At 64.4% G+C, this 21,137-nt stretch carries 24 protein-coding genes; 7 read left to right on the forward strand and 17 right to left on the reverse strand.

What is annotated here, in order from left to right; genetic code table 11:
• Positions 1–60: 60 nt before the first annotated feature.
• The 4 genes from A3AS_RS0131160 to A3AS_RS0131175 form a co-directional block, all read right to left on the reverse strand.
• A complete protein-coding gene (locus tag A3AS_RS0131160; RefSeq protein ID WP_018321415.1) occupies positions 61–846 on the reverse strand; it encodes an enoyl-CoA hydratase/isomerase family protein in 786 nt (261 codons plus the stop codon).
• Positions 847–857: 11 nt separating this feature from the next.
• Positions 858–1,964: a cyclic nucleotide-gated ion channel gene (locus A3AS_RS0131165; RefSeq protein ID WP_018321416.1), complete on the reverse strand. Its 1,107-nt coding sequence runs from the start codon at positions 1,962–1,964 to the stop codon at positions 858–860.
• A gap of 160 nt (positions 1,965–2,124) precedes the next feature.
• Positions 2,125–2,343 (reverse strand): hypothetical protein, encoded by a 219-nt coding sequence (locus A3AS_RS0131170; protein ID WP_018321417.1) that lies wholly within the window; start codon positions 2,341–2,343, stop codon positions 2,125–2,127.
• A 240-nt stretch (positions 2,344–2,583) separates the two neighbouring features.
• The gene (locus A3AS_RS0131175; RefSeq protein ID WP_018321418.1) at positions 2,584–4,029 is read right to left on the reverse strand and encodes a TAXI family TRAP transporter solute-binding subunit; all 1,446 of its coding nucleotides are present in this window, start codon (positions 4,027–4,029) and stop codon (positions 2,584–2,586) included.
• 404 nt (positions 4,030–4,433) lie between these two features.
• Between A3AS_RS0131175 and A3AS_RS0131180 the strand changes: the two genes are divergently transcribed.
• Together A3AS_RS0131180 and A3AS_RS0131185 are read left to right on the forward strand one after the other, a co-directional pair.
• Complete coding sequence (locus A3AS_RS0131180; RefSeq protein ID WP_049815038.1) at positions 4,434–4,781, forward strand: DUF3307 domain-containing protein; 348 nt, start codon at positions 4,434–4,436, stop codon at positions 4,779–4,781.
• 294 nt (positions 4,782–5,075) lie between these two features.
• Positions 5,076–5,474, forward strand: a complete 399-nt coding sequence (locus A3AS_RS0131185) for a hypothetical protein (protein ID WP_026202549.1) — start codon at positions 5,076–5,078, stop codon at positions 5,472–5,474.
• On the opposite strand, the gene A3AS_RS0131190 is transcribed toward A3AS_RS0131185, so the two are convergent.
• Both A3AS_RS0131190 and A3AS_RS0131195 read right to left on the reverse strand, forming a co-directional pair.
• On the reverse strand, positions 5,471–5,794 hold the full coding sequence (locus tag A3AS_RS0131190) for a YkgJ family cysteine cluster protein (protein WP_026202550.1): 324 nt from the start codon (positions 5,792–5,794) through the stop codon (positions 5,471–5,473). The genes A3AS_RS0131185 and A3AS_RS0131190 overlap by 4 nt on opposite strands.
• A gap of 18 nt (positions 5,795–5,812) precedes the next feature.
• Positions 5,813–6,511, reverse strand: a complete 699-nt coding sequence (locus A3AS_RS0131195) for a YafY family protein (RefSeq protein ID WP_026202551.1) — start codon at positions 6,509–6,511, stop codon at positions 5,813–5,815.
• 112 nt (positions 6,512–6,623) lie between these two features.
• Here A3AS_RS0131195 and A3AS_RS0131200 point away from each other — a divergent pair, with 112 nt between their 5' ends.
• Together A3AS_RS0131200 and A3AS_RS0131205 are read left to right on the forward strand one after the other, a co-directional pair.
• Positions 6,624–6,884: a hypothetical protein gene (locus tag A3AS_RS0131200; protein ID WP_018321420.1), complete on the forward strand. Its 261-nt coding sequence runs from the start codon at positions 6,624–6,626 to the stop codon at positions 6,882–6,884.
• 39 nt (positions 6,885–6,923) lie between these two features.
• The gene (locus A3AS_RS0131205; RefSeq protein ID WP_018321421.1) at positions 6,924–7,652 is read left to right on the forward strand and encodes a glutathione S-transferase family protein; all 729 of its coding nucleotides are present in this window, start codon (positions 6,924–6,926) and stop codon (positions 7,650–7,652) included.
• A 267-nt stretch (positions 7,653–7,919) separates the two neighbouring features.
• Here the strand turns inward: A3AS_RS0131205 and A3AS_RS0131210 are convergent, their stop codons facing one another.
• The 9 genes from A3AS_RS0131210 to A3AS_RS0131250 all read right to left on the reverse strand — a co-directional run bounded on the left by A3AS_RS0131210 (position 7,920) and on the right by A3AS_RS0131250 (position 16,835).
• Positions 7,920–9,071: an ABC transporter substrate-binding protein gene (locus tag A3AS_RS0131210; RefSeq protein ID WP_018321422.1), complete on the reverse strand. Its 1,152-nt coding sequence runs from the start codon at positions 9,069–9,071 to the stop codon at positions 7,920–7,922.
• Positions 9,072–9,160: 89 nt separating this feature from the next.
• Positions 9,161–9,580: a thioesterase family protein gene (locus A3AS_RS0131215; RefSeq protein ID WP_018321423.1), complete on the reverse strand. Its 420-nt coding sequence runs from the start codon at positions 9,578–9,580 to the stop codon at positions 9,161–9,163.
• A gap of 12 nt (positions 9,581–9,592) precedes the next feature.
• A complete protein-coding gene (locus A3AS_RS0131220; RefSeq protein WP_018321424.1) occupies positions 9,593–10,354 on the reverse strand; it encodes an SDR family NAD(P)-dependent oxidoreductase in 762 nt (253 codons plus the stop codon).
• A 27-nt stretch (positions 10,355–10,381) separates the two neighbouring features.
• Positions 10,382–12,265 (reverse strand): feruloyl-CoA synthase, encoded by a 1,884-nt coding sequence (locus A3AS_RS0131225; RefSeq protein ID WP_018321425.1) that lies wholly within the window; start codon positions 12,263–12,265, stop codon positions 10,382–10,384.
• Positions 12,262–13,071, reverse strand: a complete 810-nt coding sequence (locus A3AS_RS0131230) for a crotonase/enoyl-CoA hydratase family protein (protein ID WP_018321426.1) — start codon at positions 13,069–13,071, stop codon at positions 12,262–12,264. The genes A3AS_RS0131225 and A3AS_RS0131230 overlap by 4 nt, the downstream gene beginning before the upstream one ends.
• Before the next feature lie 226 nt (positions 13,072–13,297).
• A complete protein-coding gene (locus tag A3AS_RS0131235) occupies positions 13,298–13,759 on the reverse strand; it encodes a DUF3237 domain-containing protein (protein ID WP_018321427.1) in 462 nt (153 codons plus the stop codon).
• 11 nt (positions 13,760–13,770) lie between these two features.
• Entirely contained in the window at positions 13,771–15,090 is a 1,320-nt protein-coding gene (locus tag A3AS_RS0131240; RefSeq protein WP_018321428.1) for a TRAP transporter large permease, read from the reverse strand.
• A 2-nt stretch (positions 15,091–15,092) separates the two neighbouring features.
• Positions 15,093–15,602 carry a TRAP transporter small permease gene (locus A3AS_RS0131245; RefSeq protein ID WP_018321429.1) on the reverse strand — a complete coding sequence of 170 codons (510 nt, stop codon included), beginning with the start codon at positions 15,600–15,602 and terminating at the stop codon, positions 15,093–15,095.
• Positions 15,603–15,818: 216 nt separating this feature from the next.
• Positions 15,819–16,835, reverse strand: a complete 1,017-nt coding sequence (locus A3AS_RS0131250) for a TRAP transporter substrate-binding protein (protein WP_018321430.1) — start codon at positions 16,833–16,835, stop codon at positions 15,819–15,821.
• 263 nt (positions 16,836–17,098) lie between these two features.
• Between A3AS_RS0131250 and pobA the strand changes: the two genes are divergently transcribed.
• Together pobA and A3AS_RS0131260 are read left to right on the forward strand one after the other, a co-directional pair.
• Positions 17,099–18,268: a 4-hydroxybenzoate 3-monooxygenase gene (gene pobA / locus A3AS_RS0131255; protein ID WP_018321431.1), complete on the forward strand. Its 1,170-nt coding sequence runs from the start codon at positions 17,099–17,101 to the stop codon at positions 18,266–18,268.
• A gap of 241 nt (positions 18,269–18,509) precedes the next feature.
• Positions 18,510–18,929 (forward strand): PaaI family thioesterase, encoded by a 420-nt coding sequence (locus tag A3AS_RS0131260; protein ID WP_026202552.1) that lies wholly within the window; start codon positions 18,510–18,512, stop codon positions 18,927–18,929.
• Positions 18,930–19,078: 149 nt separating this feature from the next.
• On the opposite strand, the gene A3AS_RS0131265 is transcribed toward A3AS_RS0131260, so the two are convergent.
• Positions 19,079–19,963, reverse strand: coding sequence for a LysR family transcriptional regulator (locus A3AS_RS0131265; protein WP_018321433.1), 885 nt, complete (start codon positions 19,961–19,963; stop codon positions 19,079–19,081).
• A gap of 122 nt (positions 19,964–20,085) precedes the next feature.
• On the opposite strand from A3AS_RS0131265, the gene A3AS_RS0131270 reads away from it, so the two are divergent.
• Positions 20,086–20,706, forward strand: coding sequence for a pyridoxamine 5'-phosphate oxidase family protein (locus A3AS_RS0131270; protein WP_018321434.1), 621 nt, complete (start codon positions 20,086–20,088; stop codon positions 20,704–20,706).
• Positions 20,707–20,971: 265 nt separating this feature from the next.
• Here A3AS_RS0131270 and A3AS_RS44060 read toward each other — a convergent pair.
• A partial coding sequence (locus A3AS_RS44060; RefSeq protein WP_157644435.1) for a transposase occupies positions 20,972–21,137 on the reverse strand: 166 nt, incomplete at its 5' end.

Here is a 21,137-nt window from a genome sequence, read left to right on the forward strand (position 1 = left end):
CTTCGCTTGTCCGGGACGACAGTTGCGCTTGCCGCGCGCTCGTACTCCCGACCAATCCCCTCAAAACCTCGGCGCTCGCTTCTCCGCGAACGCCTTGATGCCTTCCTTGATCTCGTCGCCGCGCATGCTGTCGCGGTGGCGCTGGTCGGCGGCGCGGTCATCGAGCTCGCCGCGGGCGAATTCGTTGATCGCGCGCTTCATGCCGCGCATCGCCTGCGGCGCGTTGCCGGCGAGGATTCCGGCGAGCTTGTCGACCTCCTCGTCGAGGAATTCCACCGGTACCATCGCGGTGAGATAGCCGATGCGCAGCATCTCCGGCGCGCTGATCTTCTGCGCCGTCAGGAACAGCTTCTTCGCGTTGTCGACGCCAAGCCGGGTGACGTAGCGTTTGATGCCGCTCCTGTAATAATGCAGCCCGAGCCGCGCTGCCGGCATGAACATCTCGGCGGTGTCGACGCCGATGCGGAAATCGCAGGCGAGCGCGAGGTCGGTCGAGCCGCCATAGACGCCGCCGTTGAGCCGGCAGATCGTCGGCACGCCCAGATCCTCCAGCCGGTTGACGACCAGCTCAAATGCAGAGCCCGCGCTCTGCTGCTCGTTGGCGCTGACGGCGCGCTCGGCGACCGAATTGAGGTCATAGCCTGCCGAGAAGGCGCGTCCGGTGCCGGTCAGCACCAGCACACGGATGGCTGGATCGGCTTCGACCAGATTGAACAGTCTGACGAGCTCGTCGAGGTCCTCGGCCTGGAGCCGGTTGAGATGCTTCGGCCGATTGAGGCGGATGGTGGCGCGGGCGCCGTCGCGTTCGAGCACGGGGCCGGTGGCTGCGTCGGTGATGTCCGACATCTTGTCTCCTTTTATCTGTTTTCGAGTGCGCGCCGTTTCGCCTCGGCGTCAATGGTCTCGGCGAGATCTGGATGTCGTGCCATCAGCACGCGGAAGTCGACGAGGTCGAGCACCAGAAGCCGCGACACTTTCGTGGTCGAGACGTTGGCGCCGCGCATGTTGTTGCCGAGCAGCGCCATCTCGCCGAAGAAGGCGCCTTCGCCGAGCTGCACCTTCTTGCCGGGCAGCTCGACCTCGACCTCGCCGGCGGCGATGAAATACATGCAGTCACCCTGCGCGCCCTTGCGGATGATCATGGTGCGCGCCGGCAGCTCCATGGTCCGCAGCATGTGGGTGACGTCGGCAATCGCGGCGGGGCCGAGCGCCGCGAAGAACGGTACCTTGCTGACGGATTCCCAGGTCTTGAGGAAATTGTCGCGCCGCGTCTCGGCGGCAAATCCGGTCGCCAAAATACCGGTCCAGAGGCCGAACACGCCGAGGCCGGAGATCATCACCGCGGCCGCCACGATGCGGCCGAGCGGCGTAACCGGCACGACGTCGCCGTAGCCGGTGGTCGTGAGTGTGACGACGGCCCACCACAGCGCAGCGGGGACGCTGCCAAAAGTCTGCGGCTGCACGTCCCGCTCCAGGAAATATTCGGCGACGGAGGCGAGGAAGACCACCATCAGGAAGATCACGAGCACGCTGAGCAGCGGGCCCGATTCCAGCACCAGCACGCGGCGAAGCTGCCGAAGGCCGGGGATGCCGGGGACCACCTTCAACACCCAGAGCACGCTGAGCAGCCAGGCCGTCTTCGGCTCGGCACCGAGGAGAAGCGCGACCGGCACCGCCAGCGCCCCGATCGCGTCGACCAGCCCGGCGGAGGAGGACATGTACAGCGAGAGCCGCCCCTGCTGCGTCATGTGGCGCAGCCGCACCAGCCATTCGAACACGAAATAGGCGAGGCAGGTCCAGAGCAGGGTGTTGATCCAGCCATGCGCTTCCTGGGCGCGCTTGTCCGACAGCAACACCATGCTGAGCACGCCGACGGTCACAGCCACATAGGCCGCCTTGGTCATGTTGCGGCCGGCCGTGGCGGCCGCGAACTGGGCCAGAGCGGAAATCAGCGGCTTGGACATGCGGGCAGGCGGCTCGGTCTTGAGACAAGTCTTCGGGTCCCGGCGGGACGCCGGCGTCAAAGTGCCCGCCTGGGCGGGGGCCGTCAACGACAGGCAGGCGGCGTGATCGGCGCTGCTGCGCCGGGCGGCCGGTCCGTGCCGCCATCGTTGGCGGAATGCCTTACCTGAAATGCGGCGGCTCGTCGTAGCCACGGCGGCTGCTGAAGAACAGCAGCACCATCAACCCGACGCCGACAATGACGGAAAACCCTGCGCCCAGTGCCAGCGCCACATAGCCTTCCGTCGGGATCGGCTCACCTTCGACCGCCATTGCGGAATAGGCGAAGTAGCCGGCCGCCGCCAGCATTCCCAGAAGGAGGATGATGAGGAGTGCACGCATGCTGCGGTCTCCGGTTGTAGTCGCGAACCAACGGTTGCAGGTGGGCTGGGTTCCAGACGGCCGGCCGTCACGATCTCCCTCTTGTGCCCCGCAGCGCAGCACCGAGTGATGCGCTGCAGAGCCGGGGCCCATCCAGCAGCGCAAGCTGCGGTTCCTGGGTCCCGGCTCGGCGCCGCAACGCCTTCGACATTGCGGCTTGTCCGGGACAAGAGATTGATGGGCGGCCCAATCGGGCGGCCGTCAGGCAGTCTGGGCGGTCTTCACCACCACGACATTGCTGTCGTCGTGCTGGGCAGGGCCGCCGTCCTGCACCGTCTTCTCGGTTTCGCCGGCATGGCGTTTCAGATAGTCGCGACGCATGCCGATCTCGTCGCGGACGAATTCGTAGCCGAGCTTGAAGGTGTCGAGGCCGTCGGTGCTGATCGTGCCGTCTCTGAGCCCGATGACCGCCCCGCGTAAAATGCCCTCCAGTTCGTCCTGGAGACATTCGAGCTGATCCAGAGAGTGGGCGTGCTCGATCCGCTCGCCGATGTCGAGGATGGCGGTGGAGAGCTCGCTGGCCTTCTCCGGCGCGATCCGGGTGATCTTGGCGTAGATCGCCGCGAAGATCGAGCCGATGACGCTGAGCGCGGCGGCGCCCAGATACATCAAGTCGCTGTACTTATCCATGAACGACTTGGTGTCGTCATTGATGTAATCGGCCGCCCCCTGGTGCGCCATCACAAAGGCGTCCTTCTCGACGGAGGCCGGCTCGATCCTGCTGGCAAAGCCGTTGTCGAGCCCGAGCGCGGACTTGTTCTCGTAGATGGTGCGCGCCAGCTCGCCCGCCGTGGATGGCGACATCCTGGATTGCGCGACCAGCAGCCATTCGAGCCCGACCGTGTCGAGATCGTCATCGGGAATTTGCGGCGACGTCGACAGCGTGCCCGCCGTCAGCGTCTCGCTGGAAATGCCCGGGAGCTTGCGCGCCAGCGCCTTGGCCTCGTCGATCGCGTTGAGCGTGAAGCCGCCGCGCTTCGCGACCTGCTCATAGGCCTTGTCGCGCACTGCCCTGGAGGCATGAACGATGGCGATCACCGCGCCAAAGCCGTTTGACGGCGCGAACAGCTTGTCGAGCGTCGTGCCCTGCGGCGCCATCTGGATCTTGGCCGCGTCCGGACCGTCGGGGATATCGAGGATGCTGCGGACGAAGGCGAGGGAGGATTCGTTCTCGGCGAGAACGGCGACCTTCTTTTTCTTCAGCTCGGCGATCGACTTGATCTTCTTGTTGCCGGGACCGAGCAGAAGCACGAGATCGTGCTCGAGGATCGCGAGCGTGCGCGCCCGCAGTGGCACCTTGGCGTCGGTGCGCAGCACGGCCAGATCGGCCTGCTTGCGGTCGAACTGCGCGAGCGCCTTGGCATTGTCTGCGTTGTTGACGATCTTGATCCGGAAGCGCGAGGCGTTGGTCTTCAGAACGGCAGCAAGCTTGGCCGCGAACAGCGCCTCGTCGCTGTTGGGAGCGCCGACGGCAAAGGTCAGCGTCTCCGAATTGTGCAGCATGGCACGGCCGCCCCAGACGGTGGCGAGCGACAGCAGCAGGGTCAGCACGACGTAGAGGAAGACCTGTTGCTGATTGGTCTTGATCACCTTCGGGCGCCGCGGCGGCGGCTCGATCGGGGATGTGGTGGGGCCTTCAGTACTCATGGCAGCACTCTGGCCTTATTCCCGGGTCATGGGCGGCTCGCGGACGTGATCGCGGCGGGCGCCCTGCAATTCCTAAACATCTGAAAAAAGAACGATATTCTGAACGGACAATGATAACGCGCCGGGACCGGAAAGCAAATTTCGAGCCGAGGGTAACCTTACTCGACGTGGCCGCGGCGAAAGGTCATCCTATCACCAGTTAGCCACACTTGGCGATTTTCCGGTTCCCCCCGGCTGCATTCCGCCGCGGGAGATGTCATAAATCGAAGGTCCCGGCGATTTGACCGGTCCAAGAAGAAGTTGCGCTGAACGCTCCAATTTTTCTTGTCACCTCAATGAGGGCGTCGGCTTTGTCGTTTCCATCCATGTCATCGGCGGTTCCGGTCGAAGCGCTCATTGGCTGGATGCTGCTGCTCACCTTCAAGCACATCATCGCCGATTTCGTTCTTCAGACCGCCTGGATGGCGCACGGCAAGGACCAGAAGCACGGCTGGGCCCTGCCGCTGCTGGTGCATTGCCTGATTCACCTTGCGGTTGCGCTACCGTTGATAATGATCGTCGCGCCGAAATTCTGGTTCGTCGCCTTCATCGACTTCGTGATCCACATCACCATCGACCGCGCCAAGGGGTTCGTCTCGGCCAATTTCGGCGTCGACCTTGCACATCCCTGGTTCTGGACCCTGATCGGCGTCGACCAGGCGCTGCACCATCTCACCGGCTTCGGTCTGTCCATCTTCATGGCGGCGAACTGAGGGCTGACGGCCCTCTGAGTGGGCAAGCCTTCATCGGCACTAAAGGTCGTCATGCCCGGGCTTGTCCCGGGCATCCACGTTCTTCCTGCGTCTTGGCCGTTCGTGGATGGCCGGGACAAGCCCGGCCATGACGCCGCTGCCGCCCGTTCTCCAGCCAGCGCGGTAATTCCCGGTCCCACCGCCACCTTCCGATTCGCCGCGAGCGCGCAAGCACCCCGGGTGACTACCGGGCAGCGTGGTTAACCTTTCATTAGAGAATTGCGCTGCATCTTCCGCACACGAGGGAGAACTGCAATGTTTTCAAGCCGCGATACTTTTGAAAGCGATTTCTGCCCGGTTCGCGACGAGCTCCTTGGCGAGATGTATCGCGCCAGCGAGAGTGGCCTGCCGAGGCTGGTTGAGAGTGTTTCCCCTGACGCGCGCGCCAGGCTGGCGCTGTTCTGCTATCGCCGCAGCCATCTGCACTCGCTGGCGGTCGCGATCGCAGCGAGCTGCAACGAGCGCGACCTGATCGAGAACGGCGGTCGCGTCGGCTCGACGCTCTATGCGCTGTCGCGCGAAGGCACGGCGAAATCCTCGCCGTCGCTGTCGGGCGGACGCAAGCCGATCACGCTGTCGACCAAGCCGCTCTCGGTGCTCGCACCGCTGGACGACGAGATCGACGACGAAATCGGCGAAGCCGTTCCGGCCTAACTAGCTTCGATAGCCGGAAGCCCGAACTTCCGCCGCGCCATCGCGCATTCGGCGTCGCCCGGCATGCAGGTGCGACACACCTCCGGCCGTACCGCATAGATGCCGCACGCGGTCGCTCTTCCAATATCCCCCTGCAAGGCTGAGCAGCGGTCGCCCTGGCAACGCATGCCGGATTGGCGGTCGTTGACCAGTGCCTCCGGAATCGCGGCAAGCTCTTCGTCGCTCTCGATGGAGAAGCGCGGCCAGTTGGCCGAATAGCCGCAGCAGGCGCCGCAACTCTGGCAACAGCTCGACAGATCGACGGGGGAACTCTCTTCCATCGTCCTCAAATGTCCTTGTCAGGTGTCTTTGGGCGGGCCCCAGACCAGGCTCTGCCGCCATCTCGCGCGCAGCACGTCGCGCCGCTCCGGATATCTCTCGTCGAGATAGTTGGCGTCGACCACGCGGTCGGTGCGGAAGCTGCGGAAGTCGCCGCGTAGCTCGCACCAGGCTGCCAGCAGGCGCACGGCTTCGAGATAGCCGACCGAGATCGGCCAGATCATGCGCTCGCTGGCGCGGCCCTGCTCGTCGCGATAGCGCAGCATGATCTTCTTGCCTTCATGGATCTGGGTGCGCGTGCGCACCATGTCCAGGCGGTCCGGCTCCCTGTTCCAGCTCGGCCGTGCCCGGCTCGCGGGCTCCAGCACGAACGGACGCAGCCGCTCGGGCACGGTGTCCGCGATCTTGGCCATCAGATCCTCGGCCGCGCGCGCCAGTGCCGAATCGGCATGGCCGGCGACCCACTGTGCGCCCAGCACCGCCGCCTCGATCTCGTCGGGCGTCAGCATCAGCGGCGGAAGATCAAATCCCTTTTCCAGGATGTAGCCCATGCCGGCTTCACCGCGGATCGGCACGCGCTGGCCGATCAGCGTTGCGATGTCGCGATAGATCGTGCGCTTCGAGGTCTCGAGCTCGGCCGCGATGGCGTCCGCCGTCAGCGGCTTACGCGTGCGCCTCAGCACCTGGATGATTTGAAACAGCCGGTCGGCGCGTCTCATGACGGGTCTCTTGTTGTGGTCTTTTCAGAAAGCGGCGCGCGGCTGCTGACAGGATGTTGGCAGCAGGGGAGTTCTATACCGGGACAACACATCGACTGAAGAGGATTTGTCCATGATCATTCCGACCCATTTCGGCCCGGCTATTCCGATGTTGCGGGCACAGGCGTGGTCCGCGTCGGCGTTCGGTCGCCTCGTTTCGCTCGATCTCATGGCCGTCGACCTCCGGTTTGCCCTCGCAAGCGTGGTGGCACGCCCGCTGATCCAGGCCGCGGACGCGCTGGTCCGCCATGTGATGGGCCGTGCCTGGCGGGGGGCCCGTTTCGCAGAAGATATCACGGCTGCTGCCACCATGGTGGCAGCAGCCCGGCACTAGGTTCCGTCAACTTTTTCGGTGGTTCAGGAGAAAGCTTTCATGATCACGCTCTACGGATTTGGCACCGGCTTCGGCCTGCCGGAAATCAGCCCTTTCGTCACCAAGACGGAAGTGCAGCTCAAGATGGCGGGACTGCCCTACCGGAAGGAGCGGGCGATGCCGCCGGCCTCGCCGAAGGGGCAGTTGCCCTTCATCGACGACGGCGGCGAGGCGGTGGCCGATTCCACCTTCATTCGCGCCCATATCGAGCGCCGCTACGGCTTCGATTTCGATGCCGGGCTGTCGCTCACCGAGCGCGCGCAGGCCTGGGCGTTCGAGCGCATGATCGAGCACCACATCTACTGGGGGCTGGTCGGGGCGCGCTGGGTCGATCCGGTAAATTTCGCCAAGGGTCCCGCGCATTTCTTCGACGGCGCGCCGGAGCACAACCGCGAGAAACTGCGCGAGGATGCGCAATTCCGCGTCGCCGAGAACTATCTGCTCTCTGGGCTCGGCCGCCATGGGCCGGATGACGATGTCGAGCTCGCCGTGCGCTCGCTGTTCGCGCTCTCGGTGCAGCTCGGCGACAAGTCCTATCTGATGGGCAACAAGCCCTGCGGCGTCGACGCCACCGCCTTCGGTATGCTCGCCGGCATCCTCTCGCCGTTCTTCGAATCGGCCCTGCGCGAGCGCGCCGAGGGTTTTCCGAACCTCACCGCCTATGTCGATCGCATGATGGATAATTACTATCCGGAGTTCGCCTGGACCCCGCTGCGGCAGGCGGCTTAGGGCCGCGGCGTATCCGCGGGCTCGGTGCAACCTCTCCCGCTTGCGGGGGAGGTCGGCGCGAAGCGCCGGGTGGGGGCTCTCTCCTCTGGGGGATTTCCTCGGAAATTCGGAGACAGTCCCAACGCGGAGGCACCCCCACCCCAACCCTCCCCCGCAAGCGGGAGAGGGAGCGCAGCGACACCGTGGAAACAGTTCGTTTCTACAGGCCAAAACAAAAAGAGCCGGCCCATTGGGCCGGCTCTCGTCGTCTCTCAACTTTCGCCGCGTCTATTTCACCAGCGAGTACTTGCCGTTCTTCACCGTCAGCAGGATGCGCGAGCGGTCGTCGAGGCCGTAACGGTCCTTTTCGGTGAAGTTGTAGACGCCCTGGCTCGCCGCCAGCTCCTTCTCCGACAGCAGCGCTTGGCGGATCGCTTCGCGAAATTCCGGCGTGCCGGGTTTTGCGGTTTTCAGCGCCGCGGGAATGATGCGCTTGAGGATCTCGAACGCGTCGTAGGAATGGCCGGCGAACTGGCTGCGGCTGTTCGGGCCGTATTTGGCTTCATAGGCCGAATTGAGCGCCAGGCCCGGCTTCTTGGTGAGCGCGCTGTCCGGCTGGTCCTCGGGATCCATGACGGGACCGGAGGCCATCAGCACGCCCTCCGCCGCCTTGCCGGCGATGCGGATGAAATCCATGCTGGCGGCGCCGTGGGTCTGGTAGATCAGGCCCTGATAGCCGCGTTCGCGCAGCTCGGTCTGCGGCAGTGCGGCCGCGGTGCCCGACGCGCCGACCAGGATCGCGTCGGGATTGGCGGCAACGAGCTTCAGGACCTGTCCGGTCACCGACGTATCGGGACGGGCGAAGCGCTCCTCGTCGACGATGGTCATGCCCATCGGCACGGCCTGTGCTTTCAAATCGTTGAACCAGAGGTCGCCATAGGAGTCGGAATAGCCGATATAGCCGAGCGTCTTCACGCCCTTGCTCTTCATGTGCTCGTACAGCACCTTGCCCACGATCGGGATCGGCTGCGGCATCGCCACCGACCACTTCATGCGCTCGGGCGTGATCGGGAACGGTGCCAGGCCGAAATGCGGAATGCCGGCTTCATTGGCGACGTTGGAGACCGCGATCGTCGGCGGCGTCAGCGCCGAGCCCATGATGATGTCGGCCTTGGATTCGGTCACGAAGCGGCGGGCGTTGGTGGTTGCGGTGGTGGGATCGCCGCCGTCGTCGAGCACGATCACCTTCAGCGGCACGCCGCCGATTTCCTTCGGCACGAATTCCAGCGCGTTGCGCTCGGGAATGCCCAGCGCGGCGCCGGGGCCGGTCGTGGTGGTGGTGATGCCGATGGTGATTTCGCTGGTCTGGGCCAGCGCGGGCAGCGCCGGCAAGGCAAGCGTCGCCGCGGTGATGGCGGCGGTCAGGTAAAAGCGTTTCATCTATTCCTCCCGTTACGTGTTTCTTTGAAAGCAGAAATCGGGGGGTAATTCAGCCCCCTCTTTTGGCGATGCGGCGATTAGCTCCGGACTTAACTCCCCGTGAATTTGGCTACCATTTCCGCCGGGAACGGTGCCGATTTCAGCTTGTCGGGGTTAACGGGATCGCGACCGACGAGGACGCGGGTCTCAAAACCCTCGATCGCCAGCGCGTCACCCTTGTAGACGTTGTGCTTCACCTCGAAGCTCGATCGCCTGATGCTCTCGATCTTCGTCTCGATGGTGATCCAGTCGCCATAGGTCGAGGGGATGTAGAACTTGGATCGCGTGTCGACCATGGGGATGCCCACCAGGCCGTATTTGCGGACCAGATCCTGCTTGGAGAATCCGGCGACCTCGAACAGGGTCGAGGTCGAATCGTCGAACATCGCGAAATAGCGCGGGTAGTAGACGATGTTGGCGGGGTCGCAATCGCCCCACTGGATCTGTACGTCGCGCCGGTTCACGAACATGTGTCGCGCGCCCTATTTCGGCGCCATGCGCAGCGAGCCGTCGAGGCGCACCACTTCGCCGTTCAGGTAGGAGTTCTCGACCATGTGCAGCGCGAGCGCGGCGAACTCGTCGGCGTGGCCGAGCCGGCGCGGGAAGGGGATGGCGGCGGCGAGCGAGTCCTGGGCTTCCTGCGGCAGGTTCGCGAGCAGCGGGGTCAGGAACAGGCCGGGCGCGATGGTCAGCACGCGGATGCCGAATTGCGCCAGCTCACGCGCGATCGGCAGCGTCATGCCGACGATGCCGCCCTTGGAAGCCGAATAGGCTGATTGCCCGATCTGGCCGTCATAAGCGGCAACGGAGGCGGTGTTGATGATGACGCCGCGCTCGCCGGTCGCCTGCGGCTCCAGCTTGGACATCTCGGTCGCGGCCAGGCGCAGCATGTTGAAGGTGCCGATCAGATTGACCTTGATCACCTTGTCGAAATCGGCGAGCGCCATCGGGCCGTCGCGGCCGACCACGCGCTTGGCCACGCCGATGCCGGCGCAATTGACCAGCACGCGCGGCGCGCCAAGAGCCTTGGTCGCCTGCGCGATCGCAGCCTCAGCGGAAGCGGCATCGGAGACGTCGCAGGTGATTGCCACGCCCTTGATCTCGGCGGCGACAGTCTCCGCGAGCTTGGCGTTGAGATCGCACACTGCGACCTTGGCGCCCTGCGCCGCCAGTTTTCGCGCGGTGGCAGCGCCCAGTCCCGATGCGCCGCCGGTGACGATGGCTGCCTGATCTTTCAACAACATGGCGTTCTCCTGTAGCTTATGTCCGGGTTAGCCAACCGATATCACACGGTCCGACGGATTGGCAGCGTAGAGCTCCTCGATCAATTCGGTGCGGTGCTCGAGCACGGCGCGCTGGTTGATCGAGCCCTTGTCGGTGACTTCGCCCTTGTCGATCGAGAGCGGCGCGTCCATCAGGATCGCGCGCGTGATCCGGGTCGAGGAACCCGTGGCTTGGCTGAGGAAGCCGGTCAGGCGCTCGCGAAACGCCTCGCGGACCAGCCGGTCGCGTGTCGCGACGACGAGATCGTCGGTCGGCAGCGTCGGATTGATCAGCCGGCAACCGTCGAGGTCGAGCACAACCAGCGCCGAGACCTCGTCACGGTTGATGCCGGCAATAACGACGTCGCGCACCAGCGGGGCGCAGGCCGCAGTGAGGCGCGCGCGCAGCGGGCCGACGCTGACCCAGGTGCCACTGGCGAGCTTGAAGTCTTCACCGACACGGCCGTCGAAATCGAAGCCGGCGTTGAGATCATCGGGATCGGCGGGCTTGAGCGCATCCCCCATCTTGTAAAATCCTTCCTCGTCGAAGGATTTCGCGCTGATGTCGGGCTGACGCCAGTAGCCGGGCATCACGTTCGGTCCCTTGGCACGCACTTCCAGCTTGCCGTTGTTCGGCACCAGCTTGGCGTCGTTGCCTGACACGGGCAGACCGACATGGCCGGAGCGGCTGGTGCGCGGATTGACCGACATGAAGAACGGCGCGGTCTCGGTCGCACCGAGCCCGGTCAGCATCGGCACGCGGTAGCCCTTTTCCTTCACCGCGAGCTCGTCGAGGCTGTCCCAAATGAATGGCGACAGCGCGGCGCCGGAGAAGAACATCGCGTGCAGGCGGTCGAAGAATTTTGCGCGCAGGCCCTGGTCGTCACGCAAATAGGGCAGCAGCGATTCATAGCCCTTCGGCACGTTGAAATAGACCGTCGGCGAGATCTCCTGGAGATTGCGCACGGTCTCCTCGATGCCGCCGGGCATCGGCTTGCCGGCGTCCAGATACATCGAGCCGCCATTGTAGAGCGTCAGGCCGATATTGTGGTTGCCGCCGAAGGTGTGATTCCAGGGCAGCCAGTCGATGATGACCGGCGGCTCGTCTTTCAGAAAGGCGAGCGTCTCGCGCAACATCACCTGGTTGGCGCAGATCATGCGCTGGGTGTTGATGACGGCCTTGGGATTGCCGGTCGAGCCCGACGTCAGCAGGAATTTCGCGATCGTGTCGGGGCCGATCTTGCCATGGACCTCGTCGAGATCGCCGCGGATCGGCGTCGCCATGAGGTCGGCGAGTGTGGTGACGTCGCGGCCCGGCACGTGGCCGTAGGACGCGGCGATCTCGGTGCCGAGCGAGACGTTGGCGGCAAGCGCATCGGCGAACTTGTCGGCGTCCTCGGCGAAGACGAGGCCGGGCGTCAGCAGCTTCATCAGATAGGACAGCTTGCCGTAATCTTTCGACACCAGCGAATAGGCCGGCGACACCGGGCAGAACGGAATGCCGGCATAGAACGCGCCGAACGCGAGCAAGGCGTGGTCGATCGAATTGCCGGAGAGGATGACGACCGGCCGTTCCGCCGACAGGCCGCGCGCGATCAGGCCTGATGCGATGTGACGGCTCGCGACGAGAAGCTCGGCGTAAGTGATCTTGCGCCAGCCGCGGCCGCCTTCGCGCTCGGCCATGAAGACGCGGTCCGGCGTGGTGTTGGCCCAATGATGCAGGCGGTCGGTGATGCGGACGGGATAGTCGCCGAGCGGTTGCTTCGGCCTGAGGTAGATCGTGCCGTCGTCGCGGCGTTCGATGTCGACGACGGGATCGCCGAACGAAATGGGCCGCAGCGGGAAAGTGCTCGCGCCGCGCTCCATGCTGGAAGAGGACGGCTGCGCGCTCATGACTTGGGCTTTACCTTTGCGGTCTTGTGTTCGAGGAATTCGCGGATCCTGCGCTTTGCCTCTTTGTCGCTCTGCGCGACGGTCGCCATCAGCGATTCCATCAGCAGGCCGGTCTGCGGATTGGCCTCCGCGATCATCGGCAGCGCCTGGAGCACGGCGAAATTCGTCAGCGGGGCGTTGGAGGCGACCTTGGTCGCAAGCTCCATCGCCTTGCCGAGCCCGTTGCCGGCCTCCGTGACATATTGCGCGAAGCCGTAGGAGGCGCCTTCGGTCGCGCTGTAGACGCGGCCCGTCAGCATCATGTCCATCATCCGGGCGACGCCGATCAACCGCGGCAGACGCACCGAGCCGCCGCCGCCGACGAAGATGCCGCGCTGGCCCTCCGGAAGCGCGAAATAGGTCGAGGGCTCGGCGACGCGGATATGCGCCGAGCAGGCAAGCTCCAGCCCGCCGCCGATCACGGCGCCCTTCAGCGCCGCGATCACGGGGACGCGGCTGTACTGGATGCGGTCGAACACCCGGTGCCACATCTGGGAATGGAGCAGGCCGCCGGTCGCGTCATGCTCGGTCAGCTCGGAGAGGTCGAGGCCGCTGGAGAAATGATCGCCAATGCCGTGAATGACGACCGCGCCGATATCCTCGGGCAGGGACGCAAAACACTCGCCGATTTGCAGGATGATGCCATCGTTGAGCGCATTGCGCTTGGCCGGCCGGTTCAGACCCACGGTCAGAACCCGGTCCGCCCTCTCGATCCGGAGTAGCCCGGAGGCACCCGCGTCAGCGGTCTCGGCGTTTCCCTGTGTCATTTGCGTCCTTGTCAGAATAGTTATGTTGTATAACGAATTTTGGGGGAGTCAAGGAGGGGCGGCACAATGCTGCTCCGCACACTATGTCGTCCCTGCGAACGCAGGGACCCATAACCCCAGGGAGGAGTTTGGCGAAGACTTGCCGTTCGGTACTCCCACCGCCCGCAATCGATAGATTCCGCGGTATGGGTCCCTGCGTTCGCAGGGACGACCGCAGAGCGTTTGGTCACATCACCTGATGGACGTCGATCACGACGCGGTCGGCGTGGCGCGCGGCTGAGCCGACGAAAATGTGCTCCATCAGCCAGCGATACTTGTCGTGCCCGGTCTCGAATTTCGGCACGGTGCGGAAATAGATCAGCTTGGGATCGACCGGCTCGCCGCGCTTGAGCTTCTGCAGCAGCTCGACCGGTCCGAAACGCATGCCCTTGTTCTCGACATAGACAATGGCGCCGTCGTCGGTCTCGAAGGCGTATTTTGCCTCCAGGTCGATCAGCTCGTTGGGTCGGATGGTCTGGAAGTCGGCGCCGAACGGCAGCACCTTGCCTGATATCGCGCCCGTGACCTCACCGCCGATGATCGGGATGATGCGGCGGACACCGATGCCGGTCTCGCCGGCGGTGACGACGTTGCCGATGCGCGCGGTGATGGTGAAGACGTATTTCGTCTCGAGCGTCGGTGTCGTCATGCTTCACCCTGTCAATGCGCCATCATCCGCGTCGGCAGCCAGGTCGCGAGCAGCGGGAAGGCGATCAGGATCACGAGGCGGATCAGGTCCGTGACCACAAACGGAATCACGCCCTTGAAGATCGTGGAGAAGGAGACGTCCTTCACCACGCTCTTGATGACGAAGACGTTCATCCCGACCGGCGGGTGAATCAGGCCGAGCTCGACGGTCATGACAATGATGACGCCGAACCAGATCGGGTCGAAGCCGAGATGCGTGATCACGGGGAAGATGATCGGCACGGTGAGGATGATCATCGCCATTGCGTCCATCAGGCAGCCGAGCACGAGATACATCACCATGATCAGCGCCAGCACGCCGTAACTGCCGAGGCCGAGGCCGGTGAGGAACTCGGTCACTTTCTGCGGCGTCTGCGTCACCGTGAGGAAATAGCCGAAGATCAGCGCGCCGATCAGCACCGTGAACACCGCCGCGGCGGTGCGCGTCGCCTGCAGCAGCGAGGCCAGGATCTTCTCGCGGTCGAGACGTCCCGTCAGCACGCCGATGATGAACGCACCGGCGGCGCCGACGCCGCCGGCTTCCGTCGGCGTGAAGCGCGGCAAATAGGGCAGGCCGTAGAGGCCGCCGATCACGAACACGAACAGCAGCACCGGCGCCCAGATCTCCTTCAGGCCCGCAAAGCGCTCGCGCCACGGTGTCACCTTGCCCTTGGGCAGGAAGTCGGGGCGGAAATAGCCGATCAGGAAGATCGTGATCATGTACATGCTCATCGCCAGCAGGCCCGGGATGATGCCGGCGATGAAGAGCTTTCCGATGTCCTGCTCGGTGATGATGCCGTAGACCGCGAGCACCGTGGAGGGCGGCAGCATCGCGCCTAGCGTGCCGCCGGCGGCGATCACGCCGGTGGCGAACGATTGCGGATAGCCGAAGCGGCGCATCTCCGGGTAAGCGACGGCGGAGAACGTCGCGGCGGTCGCGACAGAGGAGCCGCAGATCGCAGCAAAGCCGCCGCAGGCTCCGACGGTGGCGATGCCGAGGCCGCCGCGCAAATGTCCGACGAACCCGTTGGCGGCGCGGAACAGCTCGCGGCTCATGCCGGAATTGGACACGAACGAGCCCATCAGCAGGAACATCGGGATGACGCCGAAGGTGTAGTCGGTCACCGTGCGCATCGAGGTCTGGCCGACCAGCTTCAGGGCCGCCGTCCCGTTGACGAGATAGGCGAAGCCGGAGACGCCGACGAGGCCCATGGCCATGCCGACGGGCACGCGCAGCAGCATCAGGACAAACAGGGAGACGAAGCCGATTACGGCGACGGCATCAGTGCTCATGATTACTCCGTCGCCTTCAATTTGGGATCGTGCATGTCTTCGGGGTGGAAGATCAGGCGGTAGGTGCGGATCGCGATCAGCAGCACGGCGCAGACGTCACCGACCCAGGCGATCGCGAAGAACGGCCATGTCGGCATGTGCATGTCGAAGGTCAGGACATTGTCGTTGTAGGTGCCGCGTACCTTGTCGAACAGCGTCCAGGTCTGCACCGTCACGACGAACAGCAGCACGAGGGTTGCGAACACGTCGATCCAGCGCTGATGGCGCGGTCCGACATTGCCCCAGACGAGGTCCACGGTGATATGGGTGCCGCGATAGGAGGTCGCGGCGATACCCCAGAAGATGAGGATGCCGAGCAACATGCGGCCGATGTCGAACGAATCGGGGATCGAATAATTCAGCGTGTTGCGCAGCAGCACCGACAGGAAGATGTCGAGCGCGACGATGCCGACGAAGCCGGCCGCGATCCATTCGATCGTGTCGATGATGCGGTCCATCCAGGAGCGCTTCATGGGGTGGTCCTGTTCAAGATGAGTGCGTTGCATCCACGACGGTGCTGGGCTCCCTCTCCCGCTTGCGGGGGAGGGGTGGGGGTGTCTCCACAGAGAGACTCCCCAAGGGGAGAGAGCCCTCACCCGGCGCGCGGGACGATGCTTCGCATCGCCCGGACGCGCCGACCTCTCCCGCAAGCGGGAGAGGTGGAGCGAGTGTGCGGGCGCCGTTGGGCCTCACTCCGCCAGCGCGTTGTACTTCTTCAGCGAGGCCTTGAGATCCGCGAGTGCGGCGTCCGGATCGGCTCCGGCCTTCTTGGCGCCCTCGGACCAGGTCTTCACCAGCGGCTCGGCGGCCTTTTTCCAGGCAGCGGTCTGCTCGGATGTCAGCTTGTAGACCTCGTGACCGGATTCCGCCTTCACCTTGTCGATGCCGGCATCCTCGAACTTGCCCCAGTGCTCGCCGACCATGCCCGCCATTTCGACCGAGCAGTTCTTGTCGATCGCGGCCTTCTGCTTGTCGGACATCGCGTTGTACTTGTCCTTGTTGATCACGAACACGAAGGTCGTGGTGTAGAGCGGCGCCTCCATGTCGTACTTTGTCACCTTGTCGATGCCGAACAGCACCAGGGAGCCCCAGGGGAAGGTGACGCCGTCGGCGACGCCGCGCTCGATGATGTCGCGGACCTCAGGCGCCGAGGACTGCACATTGGTGCCGCCGAGCGACGTCACGAAGTTCGCCATGGTGGCGTGCGCCGGGCGGATCTTCATGCCCTTGACGTCCTCGGGCAGCACGATCTTCTTGGACTTGGAATGGAAGGAGGAGGGCGAGTGGACGAAGGCGAGGCAGTATTTGACGTCCTTCATCTCCTTCTCGGCATATTTGCGATACCAGGCGTCCAGCCCCATCGAGCCGCCCTTGGCGTCCGAGATCAGGAACGGCAGCTCGCCGGCGCCGACGATCGGGAAGCGGCCGGGTTGGTAGCCGGGATTGACATAGGTGACGTCGGCGATGCCGTCGCGCGCCATGTCGTAGTGGTCGAATGCTTTGCCGAGCTGCTGGGCCGGAAACACCTTGCCCTTGATGGTGCCGCCGGAATCCTTCTCGACCGCGGCAGCCCAGTCTTCCAGCGACTTCTGCAGCGGATGCGAAGCCGGCACCCAGTGCGAGATCTTCAAATCGAAGGTCTTGTCCTGCGCAAACGCAGGCGTCACGCTTGCGGCCAGCAGCAACGCCAGACAGGCTTTCCTCATCACACGTCTCTCCCTGTTTTCGACGGCGGGCTTCGACGGCCCGGTCTCGTTAATTAACATGTTATCTAATCGGCCGGCGCGTTCAAGCCGGAACTGGCGCGCACCTCGCCGCGCCGTCTGCGTCAGCCATGCTGCATGGATTTGTCGCTGCCCGGCGACGGCCCTCCCCTTTTGCCCAACCGTTATATGATATAATTATCGTGCGCGGAGCAACGCGACAAGCGAGCCGCGCGCAAAGCCTACAGGATCGGAAGGAGCAAGTATTGCGGACAAAAGTCGCAATCATCGGGGCCGGACCGGCCGGATTGTTGCTTGGGCAACTGCTGCACGCTTACGGCATCGACAATGTTATTCTGGAGCGGCAGAGCCCGGATTACGTGCTCGGTCGCATCCGCGCCGGTCTGCTCGAGGAGGGAACCGTCGCGCTGCTCGACCAGATCGGCGCCGGTGCGCGGGCGCATGCCGAGGGCCTGGTGCATGAAGGCATCGAGCTGGCCTTTTCCGGCCGCCGTCACCGCATCGACATGAAGGCGGCGACCGGCAAGACGGTCATGATCTACGGCCAGACTGAGGTCACGCTCGATCTGATGAACGCACGCAAAGCCGCCGGTCTGATCTCGGTTTATGAGGCCAGGGACGTTCAGCTGCATGATTTCGACGGTAGTCACCCGCGCGTAACCTGGGAGAAGGACGGCGTCACCCACGCGCTCGATTGCGACTTCATCGCCGGCTGCGACGGCTTTCACGGCGTCAGCCGCGCCAGCGTCCCGGCCGGGGCGATCGAGGAGTTCGAGCGGGTCTATCCGTTCGGCTGGCTTGGCATCCTGTCGGAGACGCCGCCGGTCAGCCATGAGCTGATCTACTCCAACCACGCCCGCGGCTTTGCGCTTTGCACCATGCGCTCGACCAAACGCAGCCGCTACTATGTGCAGTGTTCGCTCGACGACCATGTCGACCAATGGCCGGACGACCGCTTCTGGGACGAATTGAAGCGCCGGCTCGACCAGGAGGCGGCCGATAGCCTCGTCACCGGCCCCTCGATCGAGAAAAGCATCGCGCCCCTGCGCAGCTTCGTCGCCGAGCCGATGCGCTTCGGCCGGCTGTTCCTGTGCGGCGACGCCGCCCATATCGTGCCGCCGACCGGCGCCAAGGGACTGAATCTCGCTGCCAGCGACGCACATTATCTGTCGGGCGCGCTGCGCGAATTCTACGACGAGAAATCCAGCGCCGGGATCGACGCCTATTCCACCACGGCGCTGGCGCGGGTCTGGAAGGCGGTGCGCTTCTCCTGGTGGATGACCTCGATGCTGCACAAATTCCCGGACACCGGCACCATCGGCGCGCGCATCCAGCTCGCCGAGCTCGACTACGTCACGCAGTCGCAGGCCGCGATGACGTCGCTGTCGGAGAATTATGTCGGGCTGCCGTTTTAAGACGGTGCCGACGGTGCCGTAGGGTGGGCAAAGGCGCCCTTGCGCCTTGCGCCGTGCCCACCACCTTCCCATAATTGCGAAAGCGCGTGGGCACGCTTCGCTTTGCCCACCCTACGGCTCGGTCATTGTGGCGCCACCCGTGTTTCAAACACGCGCGCAAATCCCGTTTAAAACTTTGTAATTGATGCAACCGTCATCGCCATCGCGTTCAATGCTGACGACACGGCAACGCGAGACAACCATGACCGCCACCGACATTCCCGCCGGCTTCGAGCCGCTCTTTCGCAAGAGCCCTCTCACCGAACCCTGGGAGCCGCTTTACTCCAAGAACACCGACAAGGCCGTCATCATCGGCCTCCGGCTGGCCAGGCCCCACACCAACGGCCGCGGGCTGATCCATGGCGGCCTCATCGCGGCGCTCGCCGACAATGCCATGGGCTATAGTTGTGCGCTGGTGACCAAGTGGACCACGTCGTTCGTGACGGTCTCGCTTTCGGTCGATTTTGCCGGCTCCGCCGAGATCGGCCAGTGGTGTTCGATCGAGAGCGACGTGATCAAGACCGGCAAGACGATCTGCTTTGCGCAGTGTCTTGTCAAAGCCGACGACACCGTGATCGCGCGGGCGAGCGGCACGTTCCGGGTGGTGCCGAAGAAGGGGTGATCTCTCCGTGTCCCGGACGCGCTGCAGCGTGCAACGCTGCTGCGCAGAGCCGGGACCCATGTCTCGACATGGCACCCTGCCGCCTTCCGGGTCCCGGCTCTGCGCCGCAACGCCAAGGGCGCTGCAGCTTGTCCGGGACACAGACGCCTTCACCCAAACCGCCACTCCGCAGTCTCCACCACGAGATCGACGAACGCGCGCACCTTGGCCGAGAGCAGTCGCGAGGTCGGGTAAATGACGTGGATCGGCAGCGCCGGCTGCTCGTACTTCGCCAGCACGATTTTCAGCCGTCCGCGTTTCAGCCCCTCGGCGGCCTGATAGGCCAGCACGCGCGTCACCCCGCCGCTGGCTTCCGCGTATTGCAGGGCGGCGTCGGCGCTGTTGCTGATGAAGCGGGGCGATGGCGTGACCTCGATGTCGCGGCCATCCTGCACGAAGTGCCAGCTGGCGGAGGGGCCGAACTGAATGGTCTGGTGTTCGAGCAACGCGTCCGGCGTCTTCGGCTCGCCGTGACGCTTCAGATAGCCCGGCGTCGCCACCACGATCCGCCGCATCTCGCCGACCTGGCGCGCCACCAGCGAGGAGTCGGAGAGATGACCGATCCGCACCGCGACATCGACGGCGTCCTCCACGAGATTGACGAGATGGTCGGACAAGCGCAATTCCCCGCCGACCTCGGGATAGCGCTTGAGATAGTCGGTCATCACCGGCCCGACATGCAGCCGGCCGAAGCCGACCGGCGCCGATACCACCAACCGTCCGCTCGGCCGGTTGCGCTCCTCCCGCGCGGAGCCGTCGGCCTCCTCGACATCGGCGAGGATGCGCCGCGCGCGCTCCAGATAGCGCGTGCCGACGTCGGTCAATCTCACCTGCCGGGTGGTCCGCTGTAACAGCCGGGCGCCGAGATGCTCCTCCAGCGCCGCGATCAGCCGCGTTACCGCCGAGGGCGACAGGCGCAGCTTGCGCGCCGCCGGCGCGAAGCCGCTGAGATCGGCCACGGTGACGAAGGCGTGCATGGCTTCAAGGCGGTCCATGTCATTATTGCATATATCGCAATGATGAAGTGTCAAGCGGGTAGATTGTTTTAGCTGCCGTGAGGTCCACTTTAGTCGTCGAAAGACGCAGCAATGCGCCGGAATCTTCAGGAGATGTTCCGATGACTGCAGTTCACACCTATGCCAGCGATGTCGCGTTCTCGCCGGCGGTGAAGACGATCCAGGCCCGCAAGGGCTCGCGCGAGGGTTATGCCCACGCCGAGCAGCGTGGATGGCGCACTGAGGTGGACGAGAACCTCGCCGCATTCCTGGCTGACGCCAGCAGCTTCTACTTTGCGACCGCCTCGGCCGATGGCCAGCCCTACATCCAACACCGCGGCGGCCCGAAGGGCTTCTTGAAGGTGCTGGACAAGCAGACGCTGGCTTTCACCGATTATGCCGGCAACCGGCAGTACATCACCCAGGGTAACCTGTCGGAGAATCCCAAGGCCTACATTTTCGTGATGGACTACGCCCATCGCCGCCGCGTGAAGATCTGGGGCGAGGCGCGCGTGGTCGAGGACGACGAGGCGTTGACGACGTCGCTGATGCCGAAGGGCTACCGCGCCCGGCCGGAGCAGGTGATTATGTTCAAGATCGCAGCCTGGGACACCAACTGCCCACAGCACATTCCGCAGAAATTCGATGCGGGTGATGTGGCGGCCGCGCTGGCGGCGAGGGATGCGAGGATTGCGGAGCTGGAGGCGGAGGTCGCGGCGTTGAAGGGAGAGAAGGCGAGTTGATTTCAGACACGACACGCTCGGTGCACCCTCTCCCCTTGTGGGAGAGGGTGGCTTCGATGCGAAGCATCGAAGCCGGGTGAGGGGTTTCTCTCCTCACGGAAGTTTTGCGAGTCGAGAGAACCCCTCATCCGGCGCTTCGCGCCACCTTCTCCCACAAGGGGCCTGTTGCGCTACGGCCTTTTGAGGCAGGAGACGTAAGGAGAGAGGGCTGTGTTGACGCCGATCGTCAGGCCGAGATCTGTAGTTGGCGCCCTTGGCGGGCGTCTCAGGCGGCGATCGCAGCCCACCGCCTCATGTTGAACGCGATGGAGGCAAGCAGGACTTGCCCGCTTGCCTTGGCGAGACCGACGTAGCGAATGCAGGTAAGCCGCATCCGGCGTTTGAGGGTGGCAAAGGTGGTCTCAACCTGGGCTCGCCGGCGCGCGATGAGG

It is taken from the genome of Bradyrhizobium sp. WSM2793 (assembly GCF_000379585.1).
In the GTDB taxonomy this organism is placed as follows: domain Bacteria; phylum Pseudomonadota; class Alphaproteobacteria; order Rhizobiales; family Xanthobacteraceae; genus Bradyrhizobium.